This window comes from Pedobacter sp. PF22-3 (assembly GCF_026239555.1).
Lineage (GTDB): Bacteria > Bacteroidota > Bacteroidia > Sphingobacteriales > Sphingobacteriaceae > Pedobacter.
This window is the reverse complement of the sequence record NZ_JAPIVP010000027.1, coordinates 1-23,233: the sequence shown is the minus strand read 5'-3', so window position 1 is coordinate 23,233 and position 23,233 is coordinate 1. Positions and strand designations below refer to the sequence as shown.

The 23,233-nt window shown below is 39.2% G+C and carries 15 protein-coding genes; 10 read left to right on the top strand and 5 right to left on the bottom strand.

The annotated features are described in order from the left end of the window. The first annotated feature begins 814 nt into the window (after positions 1-814). Positions 815-1,930, top strand: a complete 1,116-nt coding sequence (locus OQX63_RS22510; RefSeq protein ID WP_265853045.1) for a pectate lyase family protein — start codon at positions 815-817, stop codon at positions 1,928-1,930. A gap of 185 nt (positions 1,931-2,115) precedes the next feature. Here OQX63_RS22510 and OQX63_RS22505 read toward each other — a convergent pair whose 3' ends face one another. The 4 genes from OQX63_RS22505 to OQX63_RS22490 all read right to left on the bottom strand — a co-directional run bounded on the left by OQX63_RS22505 (position 2,116) and on the right by OQX63_RS22490 (position 9,129). Beyond that, positions 2,116-3,201, bottom strand: coding sequence for a phytase (locus OQX63_RS22505; RefSeq protein WP_265853044.1), 1,086 nt, complete (start codon positions 3,199-3,201; stop codon positions 2,116-2,118). Positions 3,202-3,203: 2 nt separating this feature from the next. Then, positions 3,204-4,463 (bottom strand): right-handed parallel beta-helix repeat-containing protein, encoded by a 1,260-nt coding sequence (locus OQX63_RS22500; RefSeq protein ID WP_265853043.1) that lies wholly within the window; start codon positions 4,461-4,463, stop codon positions 3,204-3,206. 22 nt (positions 4,464-4,485) lie between these two features. Next, positions 4,486-7,263 carry a TonB-dependent receptor gene (locus tag OQX63_RS22495; RefSeq protein ID WP_265853042.1) on the bottom strand — a complete coding sequence of 926 codons (2,778 nt, stop codon included), beginning with the start codon at positions 7,261-7,263 and terminating at the stop codon, positions 4,486-4,488. A gap of 261 nt (positions 7,264-7,524) precedes the next feature. Then, on the bottom strand, positions 7,525-9,129 hold the full coding sequence (locus OQX63_RS22490; protein ID WP_265853041.1) for a tetratricopeptide repeat protein: 1,605 nt from the start codon (positions 9,127-9,129) through the stop codon (positions 7,525-7,527). Between the two features lie 1,095 nt (positions 9,130-10,224). Here OQX63_RS22490 and OQX63_RS22485 point away from each other — a divergent pair. The 5 genes from OQX63_RS22485 (at position 10,225) to OQX63_RS22465 (ending at position 16,710) form a co-directional block, all read left to right on the top strand. Beyond that, a complete protein-coding gene (locus tag OQX63_RS22485; RefSeq protein ID WP_265853040.1) occupies positions 10,225-10,584 on the top strand; it encodes a hypothetical protein in 360 nt (119 codons plus the stop codon). 89 nt (positions 10,585-10,673) lie between these two features. Further along, positions 10,674-11,369: an ABC transporter ATP-binding protein gene (locus OQX63_RS22480; protein WP_265853039.1), complete on the top strand. Its 696-nt coding sequence runs from the start codon at positions 10,674-10,676 to the stop codon at positions 11,367-11,369. An 18-nt stretch (positions 11,370-11,387) separates the two neighbouring features. Then, entirely contained in the window at positions 11,388-13,895 is a 2,508-nt protein-coding gene (locus OQX63_RS22475) for a TonB-dependent siderophore receptor (protein WP_265853038.1), read from the top strand. Beyond that, positions 13,895-15,340, top strand: coding sequence for an ABC transporter permease (locus OQX63_RS22470; protein WP_265853037.1), 1,446 nt, complete (start codon positions 13,895-13,897; stop codon positions 15,338-15,340). Before OQX63_RS22475 ends, OQX63_RS22470 begins: the two co-directional genes overlap by 1 nt. Positions 15,341-15,348: 8 nt before the next feature. Next, the gene (locus OQX63_RS22465) at positions 15,349-16,710 is read left to right on the top strand and encodes a DUF3526 domain-containing protein (protein WP_265853036.1); all 1,362 of its coding nucleotides are present in this window, start codon (positions 15,349-15,351) and stop codon (positions 16,708-16,710) included. A 219-nt stretch (positions 16,711-16,929) separates the two neighbouring features. Here OQX63_RS22465 and OQX63_RS22460 read toward each other — a convergent pair whose 3' ends face one another. After that, positions 16,930-17,397 (bottom strand): Lrp/AsnC family transcriptional regulator, encoded by a 468-nt coding sequence (locus tag OQX63_RS22460; protein ID WP_265853035.1) that lies wholly within the window; start codon positions 17,395-17,397, stop codon positions 16,930-16,932. A 195-nt stretch (positions 17,398-17,592) separates the two neighbouring features. Here OQX63_RS22460 and OQX63_RS22455 point away from each other — a divergent pair, with 195 nt between their 5' ends. The 4 genes from OQX63_RS22455 (at position 17,593) to OQX63_RS22440 (ending at position 22,663) form a co-directional block, all read left to right on the top strand. Beyond that, positions 17,593-18,639: a PLP-dependent cysteine synthase family protein gene (locus OQX63_RS22455; RefSeq protein ID WP_265853034.1), complete on the top strand. Its 1,047-nt coding sequence runs from the start codon at positions 17,593-17,595 to the stop codon at positions 18,637-18,639. Positions 18,640-18,662: 23 nt separating this feature from the next. Continuing rightward, entirely contained in the window at positions 18,663-19,112 is a 450-nt protein-coding gene (locus tag OQX63_RS22450; RefSeq protein WP_265853033.1) for a protein-disulfide reductase DsbD domain-containing protein, read from the top strand. A 16-nt stretch (positions 19,113-19,128) separates the two neighbouring features. After that, on the top strand, positions 19,129-20,778 hold the full coding sequence (locus OQX63_RS22445; RefSeq protein WP_265853032.1) for a protein-disulfide reductase DsbD family protein: 1,650 nt from the start codon (positions 19,129-19,131) through the stop codon (positions 20,776-20,778). Positions 20,779-20,995: 217 nt separating this feature from the next. Next, positions 20,996-22,663: a GH39 family glycosyl hydrolase gene (locus OQX63_RS22440; RefSeq protein ID WP_265853031.1), complete on the top strand. Its 1,668-nt coding sequence runs from the start codon at positions 20,996-20,998 to the stop codon at positions 22,661-22,663. The last annotated feature ends 570 nt before the right edge of the window (positions 22,664-23,233 follow it).

Below are 23,233 nucleotides of genomic sequence, written 5' to 3'. Positions count from 1 at the left end.
TTTCCATTAATCATTCTTGTATTTCACCGTTTTTGCGCTGCGCTGTACCAGAGTTTTTAAGCAATAACTAAAAAGAGGCTACATCATCAATTATAATTCAATCGAATTTGTCACGTTGAGCCTTCCGATGAATCGGAACAGGTCGTCGAAACGCCTTGTAAGACATTTAAAACATATCCTTTGGCAAGCTATTAATAACACTTTTAAAAAAATCGCCGTCATTTCGACTAAAGCGCAGCGAAATGGAGAAATCTTTGAACTATGTAAAAAGATTTCTCCATTCACAAATAGAAATTTCGTCATTGCTTATTAGGTTTAAGATTTTGCACCCTGTAAAACTCCTTAAGCGAAAATGTCTAAGATAGTCCTAAAAATTAAAAATTACGCTGTAATTAACCACCTTATACACCTAAGAATACCTCATTCATTAAATAATCCTTTAGGCTTTCACACCATATAAGAAATATAAGAACACGTAAGCTTATATGGCCCTTAAATGTCTTATATGGGTCCAAAAAAATGAAAATTCTTCTAACCACAGCCCCGCAGCATGACGTATAAAGAGACTTAATACCTTTCCCGCTTCACTATTTTTTCCATTATAACCCGCCATTGTCTTTCAGATTCATTGCTTAATACCAGCCAGCTTTATGCTTCCGCAATCGATCCCGTGAACGATTGCATAAATATTTAAACCAAAACAAACTTCTTAAGCAGGTATTGTTCGTAATTTAACTAATACAACAAAGCAATCATTAACCTACTAAGCAAAAACATTTAATCTATCCCACATTAAAATTCTAACCAAATTAAAATGAGAAACAAACATTTTTACCTCAATTTCATGGCTATAGCCATGTGTTTAATGCTATTCAGTTGCAAAAAGAATGCAAAGTTAGCTACAGAACCAGAAAACACTGAATTATCCTCTAAATCTTTAACGGCAACAACCGAAGCAGTTTGCACTGCCAAAGGATGGGCATCACAGAATGGAGGCACCACTGGTGGCGGAGAGGCTGGAGCAACCGTAGTAACCAATTATACAGCATTAAAATCTGCAATACAAAATACCAGCATCAAAATGATCCAGGTTAATGGCACCATTACCATTCCATCAGGTGGTCGGATTTCTTTTCAGGACCAAACAGGAAAAACAATTTTTGGCTCATCTGGAGCAAAAATTGTTTCAGCCGATCAAACAAAAGATAATTCGGGCATTCTCTATGTAAAACGCTGCAACAACATCATTATCAGAAACCTGATTTTTGAAGGGCCGGGTGCTTATGATGTAGATGGGTGGGATAATGTGACATTAGATGCCAGTAATAACGTTTGGGTAGACCACTGCGAATTTAGGGATGGCGTAGATGGCAACTTTGATATCAAAAACACCTCTGATTATATTACTGTGTCTTATTGCAAATTTACCTATTTAAAAACACCACGGGCAGGTGGGCCCGGAGGATCAGATGATCACCGTTTTTCGGACCTGATCGGATCAAGCGATAGCGCTACTGCCGACAGAGACCACTTCCGAATTACTTTTGTACGTTGTTGGTGGGCTCAGGGCTGTGTGGCCAGGATGCCCCGCGTAAGGTTTGGAAAATTACATATTGTTAACAACTACTTTAACAGCACCGTAAGCAAAAATTGCGTACAGGCTGGTTTTGAAGCCAATATTTTAATAGAATCAAATGTATTTGAGAATGTTAAAATTCCAATCGATTTAATGAGCAATACAGCTACAGCGGTACAGGAAAAGAATAACATTTTTACAGCTGTTACCGGAAATAAAACGGGCAACGGGGTAACGGCTTTTACTGTACCCTACAGCCTCACCGTACTTAATGCTGCCAATGTAAAATCAACTGTTACGGCATCTACCGGCGCAGGTGCCACACTTTCTGGTAACAGCTGCACATCTTTATAGCGGCAACTAAAATCTTATAATTATCAATGGGAGAAGATTGAATATTAATTTTAAACCGGTCAGGTTAAGCTGTTAAATAACCTAAATATGCAAAGCATATCACAGGTAAGAGCTGGATCTTAAATGATCCAGCTTTTTTTTAAACCTCCCCAAATGCTTCTGCCATTGCTTTTCAAAAAAAATTATTAGTTTGATTGATTATTAACAGTCAATTTTTTACCTGCTATATCTTCCCATTTGTAAAAATGAAAGGTTTTATCATCACTCATCGCAACCAGCAAACCGTGTTTAAAATCTGTATTCAAAGGAACTGAAACCACATCAATCCCATCTGTTTGATTAGCCGAATATTTTATGGTAGTTAACAGTGGATGAGGATTAGCCGTATTGGCTTTAGCTACCCGATCGTACACTTTTAATTGCCTGGCGCCCTGATCGGATACCAGGATATATCCTTTATTTCCTGAAGTTTTATAAATAGCGATTCCTTCATTGTCGACAGCAAAATCGCCTTGTCCAAATAGCGCCAATTCTTTATCTCCTTTGGCGGGGTCTGCATAATACTTGCGAACACCTACCTGCTCATCGCAATAATAAATAAAGCCCAGTTCGTTATCAACGGCAATGGCTTCTATTTCTTTTTTGCCACTATACAGGCCAAATTTCCGCACCAAATCTGATTTAACGTTGCCTTTTCCGTCATCAGTTAACAAATATTGCCAAAGATAACTTCCGTCTTTAGGCCCCGTTTTACGACCAACAATTGCATAAATTTTTCCACTTGGATCGGTATACATCGAAATCCCCATCAAATCACGGTACTCTGCTCCTGTTTCGCCAACAAAAACCGGAATTCCGCCATTGTCGATTGCTTTCATATCAGGAAGGGAAAATATCCGCAGTTTATGCGTGTAACGTTCGGTCGTAACCGCAATATCTGTTTTTTTTCCAGCCAATAACAAACCATAGGCAATATCAACGTTATTAGGTCGCTTTAAGCCTTTTACAGTTTTTGACTTGATGATTTTACCTTTCAGATCGAAAACATATAAACCACCATTAGTATCCTTATCAGTACCGATTACCAAAGATTGTGCAGGATCATTTGGGTTTACCCAGATCGCAGGATCATCGGTATCAACATCAACAGGATCAGATACATATAAGGGTTTTACGGCTGTGCTATTTCCAATTTGCGCGCCTCCTTTACAAGAAATGGTCAGGCTTAAAACCGCAAAAGCGGCAAATTTCAATATATTATTATGTTTCATTTTTATATTTTAGTTCCGTATGCACCAACAAATGTTGATGGTGAAGGTGAGCTATAGGTGATACCATTTTTCATTGTAATTCCGGCCTGGTAATGGCGGGTAAAGTTGGTGATGCCTTTACCCAAAGCTGGTGAGTTACCCTGAAGGTGAAAATCCCATGCGGTATTGAAATCGGCATTGGTAACCGCTGTATTTAAAGGATAATTTACAAATTTAGGATCATTTGCACCGGCAACTTTGCTGATCACATCGTTTTTACCTCCTACAATATCGCCAGTTGGCTGAAACTGATTTACAGTGGTCTGATCGAAACCATAATACCAGTTATTGCTATAAGCAGAACGGCTATCTTCAGGCTTTTTTGGATCTCTTTTTACACCAAAACGGGTATTGGCGAAAAGATTATTATACAGGTCTGCACGTACTGTACTCTCCAGCCAGATTGATCCACCTTTGGCCGTTGGTCTTCTCCAGCCCGTATTCACCATGGTATTGTTATAGGCAATAATATAGGCTTGTGGTGTTTTATCTCCAGTGTTAGATAATTTTAAGGCATTGGTATTGGTGCTATAAACCAGGTTATAGGCCACATCTGCCAAACAACCCGATTTAAAGTTCATGGCTTCTCCTCCTGTTACGCCAGTGGTATAAAACACATTATTGGCAAAAATAATCTTTCCTCCATCAATGTAAGTACAATCTTCCTGGAGGTTTCTGAAGATGCTATTTTGAACCACTAATTTACCATTAGCATTGGCAAACCAGAGCGCGGGTAAGTTTTCTCCGGCCCTTGCTTTATAAAGTCCCATCTTAACCGATGTTGAAGCATCTGAAGTAGTGGAGCCAGCATATTCGAGAATTACATGATCAAGCACCAGTTCCTCACATGTTTGGCCGGCCAAAATGCCGCCCCAAAGCTTTCCAAATTTTTTTGATGCGGTTTTATATAATTCATTTACCGTAAACCTGATTGGATTTTCTGCAGTTCCAAGTGCATACAGATTACCTTTTATAATAATTTCTGGTTTGGCAACCGTATCCATCAGCACTGTTACGCCCTCTTCAATCGTTAGCGTTTTCCCTTCAGGGATTACAATGTCGCCTTTAATTACCTGCGTACTGCCTTTTGCCCAAACCCCTGAAACCTCACCAATTGCCGAGCCATCAACAGCTGTGGTATCAACATCTATATTGGCTTTCTTACATCCTGCCAAGGCTAGCACAACAAGGATAAATAATTTAAAAATCTGGTTTGATTTCATGTCTTTGTTTCTTAAAATGCTATTAATTAAATTTATATTTAAAGCCAATAAGATAATTTTGGCCGTAATAATCGCTTCTGATCAAGGTGTTCCCATTTTTAACCAAATCTTCATTGATATCGTTATTTGCCGGGTTTGTACCTTTTATAAATAGTTTTGTTGGGGTATTTAAAATGTTATTGGCTTTAACAAAAACACTGATGCCACCTTTAAAACGTTTCTCTGCAGAGGCATCCACCTGTACAAACCCTTCCTGCCACAAATCGTTATTTAAAAACTGTGAAACGGTGTTGATACGTGGTCCGGTATAGGCACCTGCCAACTGAGCATCCCAGCCTTTTTTAGTGTCTTTAAACAATAACGATAGGTTAGCAATGTGTGCTGACTGACCATAAAGCGGACGTTCCTGGTTTACATTTGCAGGCTCGGTATCTCCGGTAGTGCTATTGATCACCCTGGTGGTTTTAGTGGTGTTAATGCGCGAATGGGTGTAGGTATAATTGGCCTTTACACCAATTTTACTAAAATATTTAATATAATCTACCTCTGCGCCATAATTATTGGCGGTACCAAAGTTCCCTGGACTATAATAAATATCCTGACCGCGAACGGCATCAGCCTGAAAAGTATATTCAATTGGGTTTTTTATCCTTTTATAGAAAGCACCAACCAATAATTGCTCTGAAGCGCCGGGAAAAAGTTCATATCTTAAATCGAAGTTATCGGCCAGTGCGCGTTGCAGGTTAGGGTTACCACGTTCCTGAAATTCTTCATTTACAACTTTTCCGGGTACAATTTCGTAAAAGCCAGGACGGTTAGGGGCCTTATAGTAAGATGCATGTAACTGTGCTTTTTCTGTTAAAAAATATTTTGCAGTTAAACTCGGTAATACATCGGTATAAATCTGGTTTCCTTTTGGAAAAGATTCTCCTGCCGGAAAAAGAAGATTATAGCCCTGATTGGTATGTTCAACTCTTGCACCACCAATTACTTCCAATTTAGCTGAAGTATATTTAAACATTCCATAACCAGAAGCGGTTTGCTCAGTTGCATCGTAGGTAAGGGAATTGGCTACTGCACCTGTTGGGTTGCTGACTACCAGATTCAGGTCGGTATAATTTTGGAAATTTACACCGTAAATATCATTTGCATGATCTGCCCCCTGAGCCATATTGTAATTATTAAAGAAGCTGCTTCTTTGTTTATCCCGGTATAAACCTCCTGCCATAATATCAAGCTTATGTTCTCCTGATAAAACATGGTAAGTCAAATCAAGGTAACCAGCCAAGTCCTCGTCGGTATTGCGTTCCCATCTGCGCGTAACCGGGTTGGTATTGACTAAACTGGTGCGTTTGCGCTGAAAATTCTGCTCCAACCCATTAAGGCTGATACTGGTATTTTCAGGCACATCGTTTTTGGCAGAAGAATAAACAGCCGACCATTGCACCTTAAATTTATCATCAAAAAATTTATGATCTCCATGCAGCGTAGAATTGTAAATCTGCTGCTCCGTTAAACGGCTACGGGTATCAAAAACCAACTGTGCATTTCCTGCTATTGGATCATAATCCTTGTTATAAGTGGTGGTTACGGCATCCCTAATCTGTTGATTTTTCAGGTTAACATACACATTGTAAAAACTGATCTGATGGTCTTTGTTGAAGACATAATCTATCTTCGCATGCAAACCTGTACGCTGCTGTTGCTCAGAGAATTCGCGATAACTTTTACTGGTAATAGTGGCATAAGCATCTGTACCAACAACTGAATTATTGTAAAACGTACTGTTGCTACCGCGATAGGTATTTTGATAACTACCAGCCAACACTACGCCTAATCTATTATCTAAAAAGCGCTTACTTAACGATAAACTTCCGATTAAATTAGGTGCAGGATTTTTATATTTATAATCAAGCGTTCCTTTGGTAAAATCGTTCTGCGTAGCATTATAGTTTTTCCCGTTTACTTCGTAAGGCGATTTATAATTAATACCTGAAGCATTGTAACTGGTAAACTTACGATCGAAAAACAATTGGCTATAACCGGTAGAAACGTTGGCATTTACCTGCAATTGGCCTGGTGCATTTTTCATCACCATATTAATCGCTCCTCCAATCGCATCGCCCTCTAAATTTGGGGTAAGGGTTTTATAAACCTCTAAACGATCGAGCAAATCAGCAGGAAAAAGATCGAGCGGAACGTAACGGTATTTATTATCCGGACTTGGGATTTTCACGCCATTTACCAAAGTATAATTATAGCGTTTATCCATACCCCTTAATATCGCATACTGCCCATCGCCATTGCTATTGCGCTCTATAGACACACCAGAAATGCGCTGCATCACATTGGCTACCGTTAAATCCGGTGAAATTTCAATCGCCCGGCCTGATACGATATTCATCAGTTGCGGCGCATTTTTTTCTAAACGTCTTGCACCCTGATCGGTAGAACTAACCGCATTTGATTTAATGGTGATATCATCAAGACTTTTCGAATCACTTTCCATGTAAAACTTTAAATGATCGTTATCTTCCTTCAGGATCATAAAGGTTTTTTCGATGGTTCTGTAGGTAATGTAACTTACACTAATTTTTGCAGTACCTACTTTTACATCCTTAAATTCGAAAGTACCATCTAGTCCGGTATTGGTTACACGTCTTGGGTTTTCTAAAACCACTGTTGCACCTACAATGGCCTCGCCAGTTTGCTTATCGTAAACGTGGCCTTTCAGTTTTGTGGCATTTGCTGTGCCTGCACAAAAAAGAAGTAAAAACAGAATTTGTAATGATTTATTCATTGTGTTTGGTCATGTCTTTTTATTATCGACGTGGCAAAGATGTATACACCAGATTACACCAAGAAATATTGAGTGTTACATAAAGGCAACAGCGTTACAACAAGCATATACCGAAAGGCAACACAAAATCATAAAATATTGATTATAAATCAATTAAACAACAATAAAAACGCCGTTATGCTTTTATTACCGTTACATTAACAAATTGTTAAGCACTAAAAAGCATTAAAAACGAGCAGAATATTAAAGCTGATGTAACGGTTATAATGCCTGGATAAATGCTGATAAATTATCGCCTTGAGCCAGGTTTAGTTTTTTTCTTAGCCTATATCTTGATACCCTTAAGCTATCGGTAGATATGCCTAGTAAGGTTGCAATATCGCCGGAATCGAGGTTCATTTTTAACAGTGCAATTAAGCGCATATCTGCTGAGGTAAGGTCATGACTATATTTTTTAAGGCTTTCGAGAAATTGATGGTGCACCTGTTCAAAAGCTACCGTAAATTCTTTCCAGTTGCGCTCGTGGTTAAAGCTTTGGTTAATCTCCGTCAGGATTTGGTTCATTTGCTTTTTCTGATCGCGTTTATCTTCTTTCACCATCGCTTGTAGCGTACTTCTCAGGTTTTCTAAAAACTGGTTATGCTTAATCAGATTTAAAGTATGGGTAGATAGTTCCCTGCTTTTAACCTCCAGCAATTGTTTCAGATTTTGTTCTTCGAGCTGAAGATTTTTGAGTTCGAGGCTGGTCATATCGTGTTCTATTGCCTTTTGCCTTGCCAGCATCTGTTGATCTCTTAATTTTAAACGTTGCCTGCTGAAAATAACAAAACCCAAAACAACTACCAAGATCACCACAATGGTAGCAGAAAAGGCAATAATCCTGTTTACCTTCCGGTCGTTTTTAAGTTTAATAATCTCATCCGATTTTTTATTGATATCATAAAGCACCTGCAAAAATGCCGCCTGCCTGGCGCCATCTACCGAATACAAGTCAATAGTGTATTTATAGCCAAGTTTTACATAGTGGTAGGCGCTGTCCATATTATTCAATAGCTCATAGGCCTTGCCCAGATCTCTGCAACAAGAGCTTAACTGATAAATATTACCCATCTTTTCGGCAAGTTTTAGCGCAATTTCGGTTTGCACAATACTTTCCTTATACCGACCGGTTTTACGCAAAATATCACCTAAATTATTAATGACTTCAATACTTCCCAGTTTATTATGATCTTTCTGATATAAATCCAGTGACTGTTTAAAGTGCACATAAGCAGAATCATAACGTTCCAGATCTTCATAGATACTCCCCAGGTTTTCGTGTATTTTGGCAGTTTCGCTTTTATTGTTAAGCTTTTCGTTTATTTTTAAAGCCAGTTTCTGATAATAAAACGCACTATCGTAAAGCTGCCTTTTTTCATACAGCTGCCCAATATTACCCAATACCGTTACCTGTCCCGTTAGATTATTCAATCTTTTATAAAGGCCAATGGCTTTACGATAGCTATGCATGGCCTTATCTTTCTGCTTCATATAATAATAAAGCACACCGGCATCATTAAGGTTAGCAGCCATTAAAATTGGTTGATTGGTATTACCGAATATTTTATCGGCTTTTAAAAAGAACTCTAAAGACTGACTAAAATGGCCTTGTGTATAACAGATCTTTCCCATCTGCTGCAAACATTTGCCTTCCAAAAGTTCATCATTATCATCTATAGCTTTAGCATATATTTTTTTTAATCGGGCCAGGACCACAGTCGGATCTTTTTGATTCAATGCGATAATCGATTCAAATCTGTCTTCACCGGCGTTTGCATTGGAGATGAAAAGAAGAAAAAGTACAATTACAATAAGGGGTTTGATCATGTTAAAAGCAATTATCAGGCAATGCAGAACAAAGAAAGAGTGCTCATGTTAAGTTAAAGTTAAGTTGAAGCATTAAGTGATATAATGAATAGGTTTCATAGCATCTTTTCTTGCTTGGGTTTGCACAGATTGGTGCGGAGAGATTTTCATTACCATGGTTCGTGTCTTCACGAACCATTTCTTTAGCTCTACCACCGTGGTCTATGTCCTCACAGACCGCTTAAGTGAGAAGAAAAACCAAAGGGATCCCCACGAATTAGAGAACCTGAGTTAACTAAACCCGACCGGCAGCGTTATCCCGGTTTAAGTACTATTCTATTTACCAGCTAATCTACCGGGATTAAGCAAAGGCCGGGACTTCTACAACCGAAGCACCACTGGTTTTGCTTTCCTAAAAAATAGAATGATTAAGATCAGCGTTTCATAACTGATTATAAATCAAATATATTAATTCAGTATCAAAGAAAAACATCTGATACCACAGATACATTTTATAACTACTTTAACCTTTAATGTCAAACATTTTTTTCGTGTCAGATGGGAACATCAGACACCACGGAATATAGGCCAATTATATTTGCCACGGAAACACGGATTGGTGCGGAGAGATTTTCATTACCATGGTTCGTGTCTTCACGAACCATTTCTTTAGCTCTACCACCGTGGTCTATGTCCTCACAGACCGCTTAAGTGAGAAGAAGAACCACAGGGATCCCCACGAATTAGAGAACCTGAGTTAACTAAACCCGACCGGCAGCGTTATCCCGGTTTAAGTATTATTCTATTTACCAGCTAATCTACCGGGATTAAGCAAAGGCCGGGACTGCTGTAACCGAAGCACCACTGGTATTGCTTTCCTAAAAAATAGAATGATTAAGATCAGCGTTACATAACTAACTATAAATCAATATATTAATTCAGTATCAAAGGAAAACATCTGACACCACAGATACATTTTATAACTACTTTAGCCTTTAATGTCAAACATTTTTTCCGTGTCAGATGGAAACATCAGACACCACAAATAATCATCAGATTTAAAACCAAGCCTAACAAAAGGTTTGATTTTAGTTTTTTAAATGTAACTTTGTTGCATTGAAACAGTCAACGTATAAATATTGCCGCGAAATTTTTACCCGCATATGGGCGGTATTGATCTTGGCGGTATTTCTTAATGCAACGTTGATAGAAAGTCTGCACCGCCACGCAACGAAAGATGCATCACAACATACATCGCATTCAAAATACAATGCGCAACTTGTTACGGCAAAGTTAACCTGTAAACTCTGCGAAGTGCTGAAACACCATTCGCATTTCTTCTATCACCCTGCACCAATAGCATATCTCTTGCCACTCAATAAACCAGGCATTAAACCTTGTGCTTACCTCATGAAGCGGCCAATTGCTTATATTCTATCATTTAGCAATAAAGGGCCGCCAAGCTTAATGGCCTAATCTCAAAACCAGTTTTTTATTTATCAAGCAAATCCATTTTGTTTAACATGCAGCTGTGCCCGGCATGCGCCTATATTACTACATTTTTTATGCTTCAAGCGATTTCATTATCTAAAAATTATGGGGCTTACCAAGCCCTAAATCAACTCAATTTAACCGTTAATGCTGGCGAAGTATTTTGCCTTTTAGGGCAAAATGGCGCTGGAAAAACGACTACCATTAATTTATTTCTCGGTTTTATTGAACCAAGCGCCGGTAAAATTTTAATCGATGGGAAGGAACTGGATGCGCACGATTACGAACGCCGCAAACACCTGGCCTACATTCCTGAAGTAGTGATGCTTTATGGTAACCTCTCGGCCATAGAAAACCTCGATTACTTTTCGAAACTGGCAGGTTTTAATTATGACAATAAAAGTTTAATCGGTTTTTTAAACCAATGCGGCTTACAAGAATCGGCGCATAACAAATACCTATCTGGTTTTAGTAAGGGGATGCGCCAAAAAGTAGGTATTGCGATTGCCCTGGCTAAAAATGCGAAAATCATTTTAATGGATGAGCCAACCAGTGGCTTAGATCCAAAAGCAACTGCCGAGTTTACCCAATTGGTTAAACAATTGGCTGCTGAAGGTAAATCTATCTTAATGGCTACGCACGACATTTTTAACGCAGTAAATGTAGGTTCGCACATCGGCATTATGAAACAGGGCGAATTGATCCATACCCTGAAGGCCAGCGAGATTAACGCAACAGACCTGCAGGAATTATACTTACAAACCATATAATAAAATCAAATCCATTTCATGTACCCAAAATATAAGGCACTTTATGGTGCCGCTACAATTTGTTTGTTCTTTTTGCTCAATCTATTAACCACTCAAGCCATGGCCCAGATTAAAGTAAGCGGAAAGGTGATCAATGCTCAGGATCAAAGCATTTATAAAGCCAACATTAAATTCAAAAATGGCAAAGATCAATTAAATACGATGAGCGATTCGTTAGGGAATTTCTCGCTTATTTTACCTAAAACGGCCAATTACTCCGTTACCGTTAGTGCCATTGGTTATAGCAGTTTTAGCCGCATATACCCCATCAATAAAACAAGTGATTTAAACCTTGATGCCATTGTATTGCAACCTTCAAATGAAGAATTACAAACTGTTGAAGTTGTAGGTACCAACAGCAAGAAGTATTATGGAAATTACTCCTTTTCAGCCACAAAAACGGCCACTTTAAATAAAGATATTCCACAAGCTATTTCTTCGGTTTCGAAAGAGTTAATTGCCGATAGGCAGGCGGCTGTATTAGCTGATGCCGTTAAAAACGTAACAAGTGTATCGCAAAGCAGCTTTTATAACCAATTCTCCATCAGGGGAATTAACCAAAACGAAGAAGGCGCAATTATCAACGGTATGCGTACACGACAGTTCTATTTTAACCAACCGTTAACCAACAATTTGGAACGAATAGAAGTGATAAAAGGCCCGGCAAGTGCCACATTTTCCAGTGTAGACCCAGGAGGAAGTATTAATCTGGTAACTAAAAAGCCGTTGGAAGAAGACCGCAAAGAAATCAGCATCTCAGCCGGAAGTTTTAGCACAGTACGCGGCGCATTAGATTTTACAGGCCCGTTAAATTCGGATAAAACTTTGCTTTACCGCCTTAATCTGGGCTATGAAGACAGCAAAAGTTTCAGAGACCTGCAATACAGAAAAGGTTATATGATTGCCCCATCCTTTTCATACATCCCGAATGACCGCACCAGTTTAAATGTTGAGGTGGTGATGAATAACAGCAATTCGAGATTAGACCGTGGCCAGGCGATTTTTGGTGCCATTGCCGGTCAAACCGATTTAAAAAGCACACCGATCAGCTTTAATATGGGCGCCAGTAACGATCGTTTTAACACTCAGGATTTAATGCTGATGACCAATTTCTCTCATCGTTTTAACGAGGATATTGTATTTAATGTGGCTTATATGAAGCAAAACTGGAACGAAGATCTTTTGGAACATCGTACCACCAATGCTTTTGGTGTTGATGAAAACAATCAACCTATCCCTACCCTTGCGGCCATGCGGGCAGTTCAACGTCAGCAAAAGTGGCGTACCGATAATTTAAGTACTTATTTCAGTATAAATGCCAATACATTGAGCTTAAACCATAAAATGGTAATTGGCTACGATCGGATCAATACCCAGAAACTGCGTGGTGGCGGCGAAAATGCTGCACAGGGTTACCGCTTAAAAGATGGCACCATTGCAAGCAGGTATGATCCAACAAAAAAAGACCTCTATTTATTTAAAATGGTAAATGGTGTAAATGCACCTGTACCCAATGTGGAGCATTTTAACCTCGCCAACCCAAGTTATACGATCAAAAATTTAAGCGATTATATTTTCACCAAAACGGAAATCCCGCCAGCTTACAATTTAGTTAATGCAGTTTATTTTCAGGATCAGATCAATTACGATAAACTCACTTTAACCCTGGGCCTGAGACAGGAGTGGTATGAAGATTACAGCAATTACGAATTGGCTAACCAAAAGAAAATTTATCAGCATAAGCTTTTGCCGAGGGTTGGACTAACCTATGCCGTAACCTCCAACATTAACCTTTATGGAACTTATTTACAGGGCTATCAACCACAGGGCAATACTTCAACCCTGGTTATTGTACCACCACCTGCAGGCACCAATTTTAAACCCTTAACAAGTGATTTAAAAGAGATTGGTGCAAAATCAGAATGGCTGAACAAAAGTTTGATGGTTAACGTTTCGGTTTTCGAAATTAACCAGAAAAACCTCTTGATGAATGCAAACGATCCTTTAGATGTAAACCGCTTAATTGAACGTGGTGCACAGCGCAGCCGTGGTTTCGAATTCGAAGCTTCAGGTTTTATTAGCCGCAATTGGCAGTTTAATGCTGGTTACAGTTATGTAGATGCCATTATTAAGGATGATTTCGACCCGGCTTTGATCGGTCAACGCGTACAGAACACGCCAAAACACAGTGCCAGTTTATGGACACGCTATAATTTTGAAACGCAACAGCTGAAAGGCATTGGTTTTGGTGCAGGTTTACAATATAGCGGCACTAAACTTCCATTGTACATCAGAGATTTTATGCTTCCGGCCTACACCCTTGTAGATGCAGCAGTTTATTATTCACCTGCAGGCTCAAAAGTACAGTTGGCCGTAAACATGAACAACATCTTAAATAAAACCTATTGGGTAGGTGCACAAAACTACCTACGCCTCTTTCCGGGTACACCACGAAATGTAATGTTTAACGTAACCTATAGAATATAATGTCAGGTAGAATAAACACTATTGCGAAACAGACTTTTAAAGCCGCCTTTAACAATAGCGCCACCTTAGCCCTAACGCTTTTATTGGCTTTATCACTCTGTTTGGCCACTTATATTGGTTGGCAAAATTTTAAAATGCAAAATAACCAACGGCTCCATTATAAAGCGCTTGTAAGGGCGCAATGGTTAGCCAAACCAGATAAACATCCCCACAGGATGGCGCACTATGGTTACCTTGCCTTTCGCGAAAAACACGAACTCAGTTTCTTCGATTTTGGCATAGAAAGTTTCGCCGGGGTATCTATTTTTTTAGAGGCACATAAACAGAATACCGTTAATTTTAGCGAAGCAGGTTTTACAAACGGTATGTTAAGCTTTGGCGAAATCAGTGTAGCCATGGTATTGCAGCTATTGGTACCTTTACTCATTTTCTTTTTGGGTTATAACAGCATATCGGCCGAACGCGAATCGGGTACCCTAAAAATCCTCTTGTGCCAGGATGTAAGCTGGAAACAACTTCTTTGGGGCAAAACAATAGGCATTATCGGTATTTGTCTTTCCATTTTTATCCCACTTATACTGCTCACCATCTTGTTATGGGCATCGTTAAGTCATTGGCAAATCAGTATAGATTCAGCCTTACGTCTTTTACTCCTGGTTTTAACTTATGCCATCTATTTTTTTATTATGTCGGCCATTGCCGTTTTGGTTTCTGCCTTTGCCCGCAGTTCTAAATCGGCCTTAATTACCTTATTGGCCTGCTGGATATTTTTCATGGTCATTATGCCACGCATAACCCAGGCGGTGGGTGTAAAAATCCATCCTTCACCATCTAAAATAGAATTTGCCGATGCCATTGCAGCGGATGTTCATCAGCAGGGCGATAGCCATGATCCTAACGACCCACATTATGCAGCCATTAAAGATTCGCTATTGAAGGCCTACGCAGTGGATGATGTTAAAAAACTCCCTTTTAACTATGCTGGTTATATTATGGCCGAGGGCGAAAAGATTACTTCAAAAATTTACAGTAGGCACCAAAATGAGCTGAACAAAATCTTCGAAAAACAGAACAGCATGACTACAATTACAGGTTTCTTAAACCCCTATTTATCCCTGAAACATATTTCGATGGCTTTAACCGCATCTGATTTTAATACCTTCGTCGATTTTCAGCATCAGGCAGAAACTTACCGCTATCAACTTGCTCAAAAGATGAATAAGCTACAGATTCAGAAGATCAGCAACATTAAACCTGGAGATGAAGAAAAACCACCAGCCATTAGTAAGGCCAACTGGGCAGAACAACCAGATTTCAACTACCATTTTAAACAAATAGATACTGTTTTGTCGAATGAGCTACTGGCGTTAAGTGCCTTAACCTTTTGGTTAATGGTTACGGTTATTTTGCTTCAATATTCAAACAGATGGATTAAAACGATATAACAATACGCATGAAAAAAAATAGATATTGCCTCGAATTTAAATTGTTTTTTAGAAGCAGTTCTTCCTGGATTGGGATCTTCGTACTCCTGATAACGGGTTTTGCCAGCCTATATTTCGGCAAAACCTTCATCGCCAAGCAACAGGCTGTAATTGAAAAAGCAGCCACATTGCAAAAGAAAAATACCCTCAACAATATCGATCATTTTGGCAATGATATTGGCCTGTTATTTTTCCATAATAAGTTTACGCTGGCAAACGCTCCTGATCACTGGGCGGCTTTTGCCAATGGACAGCGCGATATAAATCCTTATTTAATTTCGGTAACCATGTTGGGCCTTGAAGGCCAGCTTTATGATACCGACATCAATAACCCCGTTAGCCTGCTTTTGGGCAATATGGATCTTAGTTTCGTTTATATTTTTCTGTTCCCATTGGTTATTATTGCCTTTACCTACAATCTACTTTCAGAGCAAAAAGAAAGTGGCATTTGGTCGATTTTAAGGGCGCAAACCAACCAATCATTTCAGGTCATCTGGCAAAAATTTTTAGTCAGGGTGGTGGTGATTTTTAGTGTTGCACTGTTGCTGTTATTTGTAGCGATGCTTTATTTAGCGCTACCGCCAGATTTAACTTTCCTTTCGGTTACCGTACTCATTTTACTTTACCTTACTTTTTGGTTCGCCCTTTCCTTTTTCTTCATTTCTTTAAGCAAGTCATCTAATTTTAATGCATCGGCGCTGATAGCGGTCTGGGTACTCCTTTGTATTGTAATTCCAGCTTCGTTTAATCTTTTTCTAACGCGAAAATATCCGGTACCTGAGGCTTTGCAAAATGTAATTAACCAGCGCGAAGGCTACCACGAAAAATGGGATATGGCTAAAGACGTCACCATGAAACCCTTTTTTAAACATTATCCCCAATTAAAAAAGTATCCTTTTCCGGAGAAGAAAACCTTTAGCTGGTATTGGTATTATGCCATGCAGCAAATGGGCGATGACCAGGCATTGGCAAGTAGGTTAGCTATCGAAAAGAAACTCGACAGCAGGCAGTATTTTACCAATATTTTTGCTTTTTTCTTTCCCACCATCCAAACACAGCTTGGGGTAAATAAAATTGCAGGATCTGATCTCAATACACATCTTGAGTTTCAACAGGCGGTTAGAAAATACCACGAGCAGATCCGCTTACATTTTTATCCGGCCATTTTTCTTAATCAATCAGTTGATAATACAGACATTAAAAATTATAAACTGGAAAAATATAATCCGCAAGAGATTCCGTATATCTGGATTAACATGCTTTCGGTTTCACTACTAACCATCATGATTATTGGGGCCACGGCCTTAAATTTAAAAAGGTTCAATAATTAACAGAATGGTCGTCATTGCGAGAAGGCTTTTTCAGCCGACGAAGCAATCTTTATAGCAATACTTGCTATAAAGATTGCTTCGTCGTTCCTCCTCGCAATGACGTTTTATCGCGGACATCCGCAACCTCAAATTCTACTAGCTAATCAATTGACTCTAAGGTATCAGATTTCCTTCAACCAATGACAAATGGCCAACTAACTAATGACCAATGTACCTCCCTTACAATGGATAAGCGGTTTCACTTTTCGGCTCTGAAAGCACAAAGTAGCTCTGAACAGTTGTGATATTAGGTAAAGTAGCCAGTTTATTCCGTAAAAATTCGTGATAGGCATCCATATCTTTAGTGGCAATGCGGAGAATAAAATCGTGCGCCCCAGTCATTTGCAGGCATTCCATTACTTCTCCAAATTTAGAAACCTCGGTTTCAAATTCGATCAGGGTTTTAGCGGTGTGCTCTTTCAGCAGCACATGCGAGAAAGCAATCAGGTTTCTATTTATTTTTTTCCGATCAAGAATCGCCACAATTCTCTTAATATAACCCTGTTCCTTTAATCTTCTGATACGTTCGTGTATGGTTGCTATCGATTTATGCAGCTTTAACGAGATCTCCTTATGGGTTAAGGCGGCATCATGTTGCAACAATTTTAATATTTCAGTATCAACCTGATCTAAATCTCCTTGTATCATATACGATTATGGATGAAAAAAAATATAATAGACATTAAAAAATTCAGCCTAAACTGAAATAAAAATCAATAATAACTAAAAAAAACAGAAAATTTCTGAAAAAAATAACTTGTATTGACACAAATAAGAATAATACGGAGTTTTACCGAAATTTAATTAATTAAAAATTTACTTTAATTGATTTAAAAAATATCCATGAAAGCATTAACAGCTAATGAACTAACAACTTCCAATATGGGAAAATTTGAGCATTTATCACTCCTGGTTGGCAATACCCCAATGCTGGAGCTTACTTATACTTACCAGGGAAGTATTGGTAAAATATATGTTAAATGTGAGCACTATAACCTAACTGGCAGTATTAAAGACAGGATGGCGCTTTACACCTTAAAAAAAGCTTATGCAGAAGGTAAAATCAAAGCTGGCGACCGTATAGTTGAGGCTACCAGTGGCAACACCGGGATTGCATTTGCAGCAATCGGTAAAGCTTTGGGTCATCCGGTAACCATTATTATGCCTAACTGGTTGAGCAAAGAGCGCATGGATATTATTAAAAGTTTAGGTGCTGAAATTATTCTGGTAAGCAAAGAAGAAGGCGGATTTATCGGTAGCATTAAACTTGCAGAAGAAATGGCCACAAACAATCCGAATATCTTTTTACCAAAACAGTTCGAAAACATTGCTAATCCCGAAGCACACGAACATACCACAGGAAAGGAAATCTGGGGACAATTAAAATTGAAAAATATAACGCCAAATGCTTTTGTTGCCGGCGTAGGCACTGGAGGAACCATCATGGGGGTAGGTAATTTTTTAAGAAAGCAAAATGCTGATATTAAAATACACCCGCTTGAGCCTGCAGAATCACCCACTTTAACCACCGGTTATAAAGTGGGTAGCCACAGAATCCAGGGTATTTCTGATGAGTTCATTCCCGAAATTGTTAAACTGAGCGAACTGGATGAAGTGATACAGGTAAACGATGGCGATGCCATACTCATGGCGCAAAAACTAGCGGAGAAACTTGGTTTAGCTGTAGGTATATCTTCGGGAGCCAATGTAATTGGCGCCATCAAACAACAGCAAAAAATGGGAATCGACAGCTGTGTAGTGACCATCTTTTCGGATAGTAACAAAAAATATTTAAGTACAGATTTAATGAAAACAGAAACTGTTAAAACAGGATACATTACTCCTGAAGTAGATTTCCTGGATTACCAGGCCTTTAGCAGATTACACTAACCACCAAAACCAATAACCACAACATGAAAAAAATCATCTTTATATTATGCGCCGTATGCCTGATCAACCTTGGTGCATATAGCCAGATTTTAAAACCCGTAACCTGGAGTTACGCTGCAAAAAAAACAGGACCAAATACCGCTACTGTTTTCATTAAAGCCACTATAGATCAGGGCTGGCACCTCTACTCACAATTTGTTAAAGATGGAGGCCCTGTTAAAACAACCTTTACCTTTCCAGCATCTGGTGCTTATACCCTGGTTGGAAAAACAATCGAACCAAAAGCGATAACCAAATTCGAATCTACTTTTAAAATGGATGTGAGCTATTTTGAAAAATCGGTAGTGTTTCAACAAAAAGTAAAGTTGAAAGGTAAAACCGCAACCGTTAAAGGCAGTTTAGAATTTATGGTCTGCGATGATAAACAATGTTTGCCGCCAGAACAGGTCGATTTTAGTATTCCTGTAAAATAATAGCGTAACCAAGCATATGATATCCTTAAAAAAAATCTGCTTCGGTTTGCTGTTCTGTTGTGCCATATCCTTAAACGGATATGCACAGGACAGCACTGCTACCGATGACCTTACATTTACAGAGATTAAGCCTGAAGCGCCTGATAGTACAATTAAAGCAACTGATACGGTCGTTAAAACAGCCACAGCAGCACAAACCACTGTTAAACAAACTATTGCACCACAAAAAGAAGAACAAAAAACCTTATGGGGCATTTTTATCGCAGGCTTTATCGGCGGTTTAGCGGCCTTGTTAATGCCATGCATCTTTCCTATGTTGCCGCTTACGGTAAGTTTTTTCACCAAAGGTTCAGAAAAAGGAAAAGCTTTTCAACGGGCAGCATTATATGGTTTTTTTATTATCCTCATTTATGTAGTACTTGGACTCTTGGTTACCGTAATTTTTGGTGCCGATGCCTTAAACAGTTTATCTACCAATGGGATATTTAATTTCTTTTTCTTTTTATTGCTTGTTGCTTTCGCAGCTTCGTTTTTAGGGGCTTTCGAAATTACCCTACCCTCATCATGGGTAAATAAAATGGATGCCAATTCGGACAAAGGCGGTATTGCAGGGTTATTTTTTATGGCCGGAACGCTGGCCTTAGTATCTTTCTCATGCACTGGCCCAATTATAGGTACCCTATTGGTACAGGCAGCTACAACCGGCGCATTATTAGGTCCCGCAATTGGCATGTTTGGTTTTTCATTAGCCTTGGCTATTCCTTTTGCCTTGTTTGCGCTATTTCCTTCTGCCATGAACAAACTGCCAAAATCTGGCGGTTGGTTAAATAGTGTTAAAGTTGTGCTCGGTTTTCTTGAGCTTGCTTTTGCCTTAAAATTCTTAAGCAATGTAGATCTTGCCTACCATTGGGAATGGTTTGACCGCGAAATATTCTTAAGCCTGTGGATTGTTATTTTCGGGATGATGGGTATTTATCTTTTAGGTAAACTAAAGTTTTCGCATGATAGCCCATTGGCATTTATCTCCGTACCGAGGCTTTTTCTCGCTACCATAGTATTGGCTTTTACCATTTACTTGATCCCAGGCATGTGGGGTGCACCATTAAGAAGCATTTCTGCTTTTCTTCCACCGCAGGAAACGCAGGATTTCGATCTGTATACCACCAGTTTATTAGCCGGAAAACAGACCACAACAACTGATGGTCCGCATAAATATGCAGATAAATTTCATGCACCATTAAAACTGAATGTCTATTTCGATTACGAGGAAGGTATGGCTGCAGCAAAAAAGCTGAACAAACCTGTAATGATCGATTTTACCGGACATGCCTGCGTAAACTGCAGAAAAATGGAAGCCAATGTTTGGCCGGATAAAGACGTATATAAAATGCTCAGTAATGATTATGTATTGATCCAGTTATACGTTGATGATAAAACAGAACTGGCACCTGCTGATGTAACAGTTACACCCGAAGGAAAAAAACTCACTACCATTGGCAAAAAATGGAGCGACCTTCAAGCCAGGAAATTCCAGTCTAATTCTCAGCCCTTCTACGTATTGCTCGATCCCAAAACAGAAACACTATTGGCACCACCACAAGGTGCTGATTATGAAATAGCCAATTATAAAAAATTCTTATTGAGTGGTTTAAACGCTTTCCACTAAGACAGATAGGAACAAAAGCGTTGATTTTAATTTTAGTTAATGATGAAAAGGACAGTACCGGATGGTCTGTCCTTTTTCTTTTGGTGCTCATTTTATAACTGGACAATCACTATTGATTTTTTAAATTTGTTTCGGAGAATCTCTCGAATACCATTTTTTTTTATTTATTTTAAATGTAAGGAGCTTATGCTACGCTCAGACTTACATTATACGCCATATGAACATCTTAAAAAACGTTTACCTTTTCATTGGTTTATCCCTTCTTACCTATACAGCAAACGCTCAGTTAAAAACCAAAATTGAGGTTAATTTCGACAAAAATATAGCACCTATGAAACCTGTATGGGCTTGGTTTGGTTATGATGAACCAAATTACACCTATATGAAAGACGGCCAGAAATTACTCACTGAAATTTCCAAATTAAGTCCGGTTCCGGTGTATGTGCGGGCCCATAATTTGCTCACCTCCGGAGATGGTACCCCCGCTTTAAAATGGGGATCAACCAATGCCTACACCGAAGATGCATATGGCAATCCGGTTTATAACTGGAAAATTGTTGACCAGATTTTTGATACCTATGTAAAAAGAGGAATGAAACCTTTGGCGCAGATTGGTTTTATGCCCGAGGCATTATCTACCAAACCGCTTCCATACCAGCATAAATGGAAACCAGGTGTACGCTACGATGAAATTTTAACCGGTTGGGCTTACCCACCAAAGGATTATAAAAAATGGGGCAATCTGGTATACGAGTGGGTTAAACATTGTGTAAAACGTTACGGTAAGACCGAGGTAGAAAGCTGGTACTGGGAAGTATGGAACGAACCTGATGGCGCTTATTGGAAAGGTACACAGGCCGAATTCTTTAAACTTTACGATTACGCTGCCGATGGACTAAAACGCGCCTTACCTACTGCAAAAATTGGTGGTGCCAACGTAACGGGTGGTGGCACCAAATATTTAGATGCTTTTATTAAACATTGTTTAACAGATACCAATTATGTAACCGGTAAAATCGGTTCGCCTTTAAATGCCGTGCTGTTCCATGCTAAAGGATCGCCAAAGGTGATTAATGGAACAGTAGTGATGGATGTAAGGGCACAGCTCCGTAATATTAATGGTAATTATAAAATCATCAGTAAATACCCCCAGCTCAAAAACATCCCGGTAATTATTGGCGAATCTGATCCTGAAGGCTGTGCGGCTTGTGGTATGAGTACCAATCCGGAAAATGCTTACCGCAACGGCACTATGTATTCGAGTTATACAGCAGCTTCTTTTGCCCGGCTTTATGAGCTTACAGACAAATATAACATCAACCTAAAGGGTGCTGTTACTTGGTCGTTCGAATTTGAAAACCAGCCCTGGTTTGCGGGCTTTCGCGATTTAGCGACCAACGGTGTAGATAAACCAGTTTTAAACGTATTCAGGATGTTTGGCCATATGAAAGGGAACCGCGTGGAGGCCATAAGCAACCGCATGTATAATTTGAATTCAATATTGGATTCCAGTATCAGAAAACCATTGACAGATATTGGTGTTTTAGCCACCAAAGCAGATAGAAAAGCTGCGGTTATGGTGTGGAATTATCACGATGAGGATAAAACAGGCTCGAAAGATGCTGTTTCCATCTCGTTAAATAAACTGCCCACAAAAACAGTAACCATCACTCAATATTGTATTGATACCGAAAACAGCAATTCTTATACAGCATGGAAAAAAATGGGTTCGCCACAAAATCCAGATGCAAAGCAGATTGCAGCATTAGAAAAATCTGGTCAACTTAAAATGATGGGTAAACCCATAAAATTTAATACTGGCGGCGGTGCTTTTGAAATGGAATTGGCCCGACAAGGCGTAGCATTGTTAAAGTTGGATTGGTAGGCAATCCCGCAGTCTGTGCCTCCACAGATCATTTCTAAATATTCCGTTATGAGGACATAAACCAAAGATGTCAACCTTTCCCCGTGGTCTGTGTCTCCACAGACCACTTCTAAATATTTCCTTTTCTTAGGAAGAAGATAAAGAATATAAGCGCCCTATAAGCTTATATTTACTACAATGTCTTATATGGTAAAATTAGTTGATTTTACGAAAAAGCAGTTTTCTGTTAAGGTTGCGGTGGGCACCAACCTTTGTTCATAAACCTGATTGAGCGGAATAGCCCACAGCGCAGCGAGGACTATAAGCGAAAGCAGGGCCAAAACTGCCAAGAACCACAAACCGTTCATTTCCTAAACCCCATAGTCCCTATCTCCACATATAGCTTTTAAATATTTTTATTAATGGAGCGCATGGCCTGTACAAAACACTAAGTTTCTTCCCGTCTTACACTTATACGCTTCGCTGCCTCGTACCTCGTTGCTGCAGGGTAACGTTGCAACCGGGGCTAAATGGCTAAAACAGCATTTCATTTAAGGTGACAGGGTGCCCAAACCTTTGTTCCTAAACCAG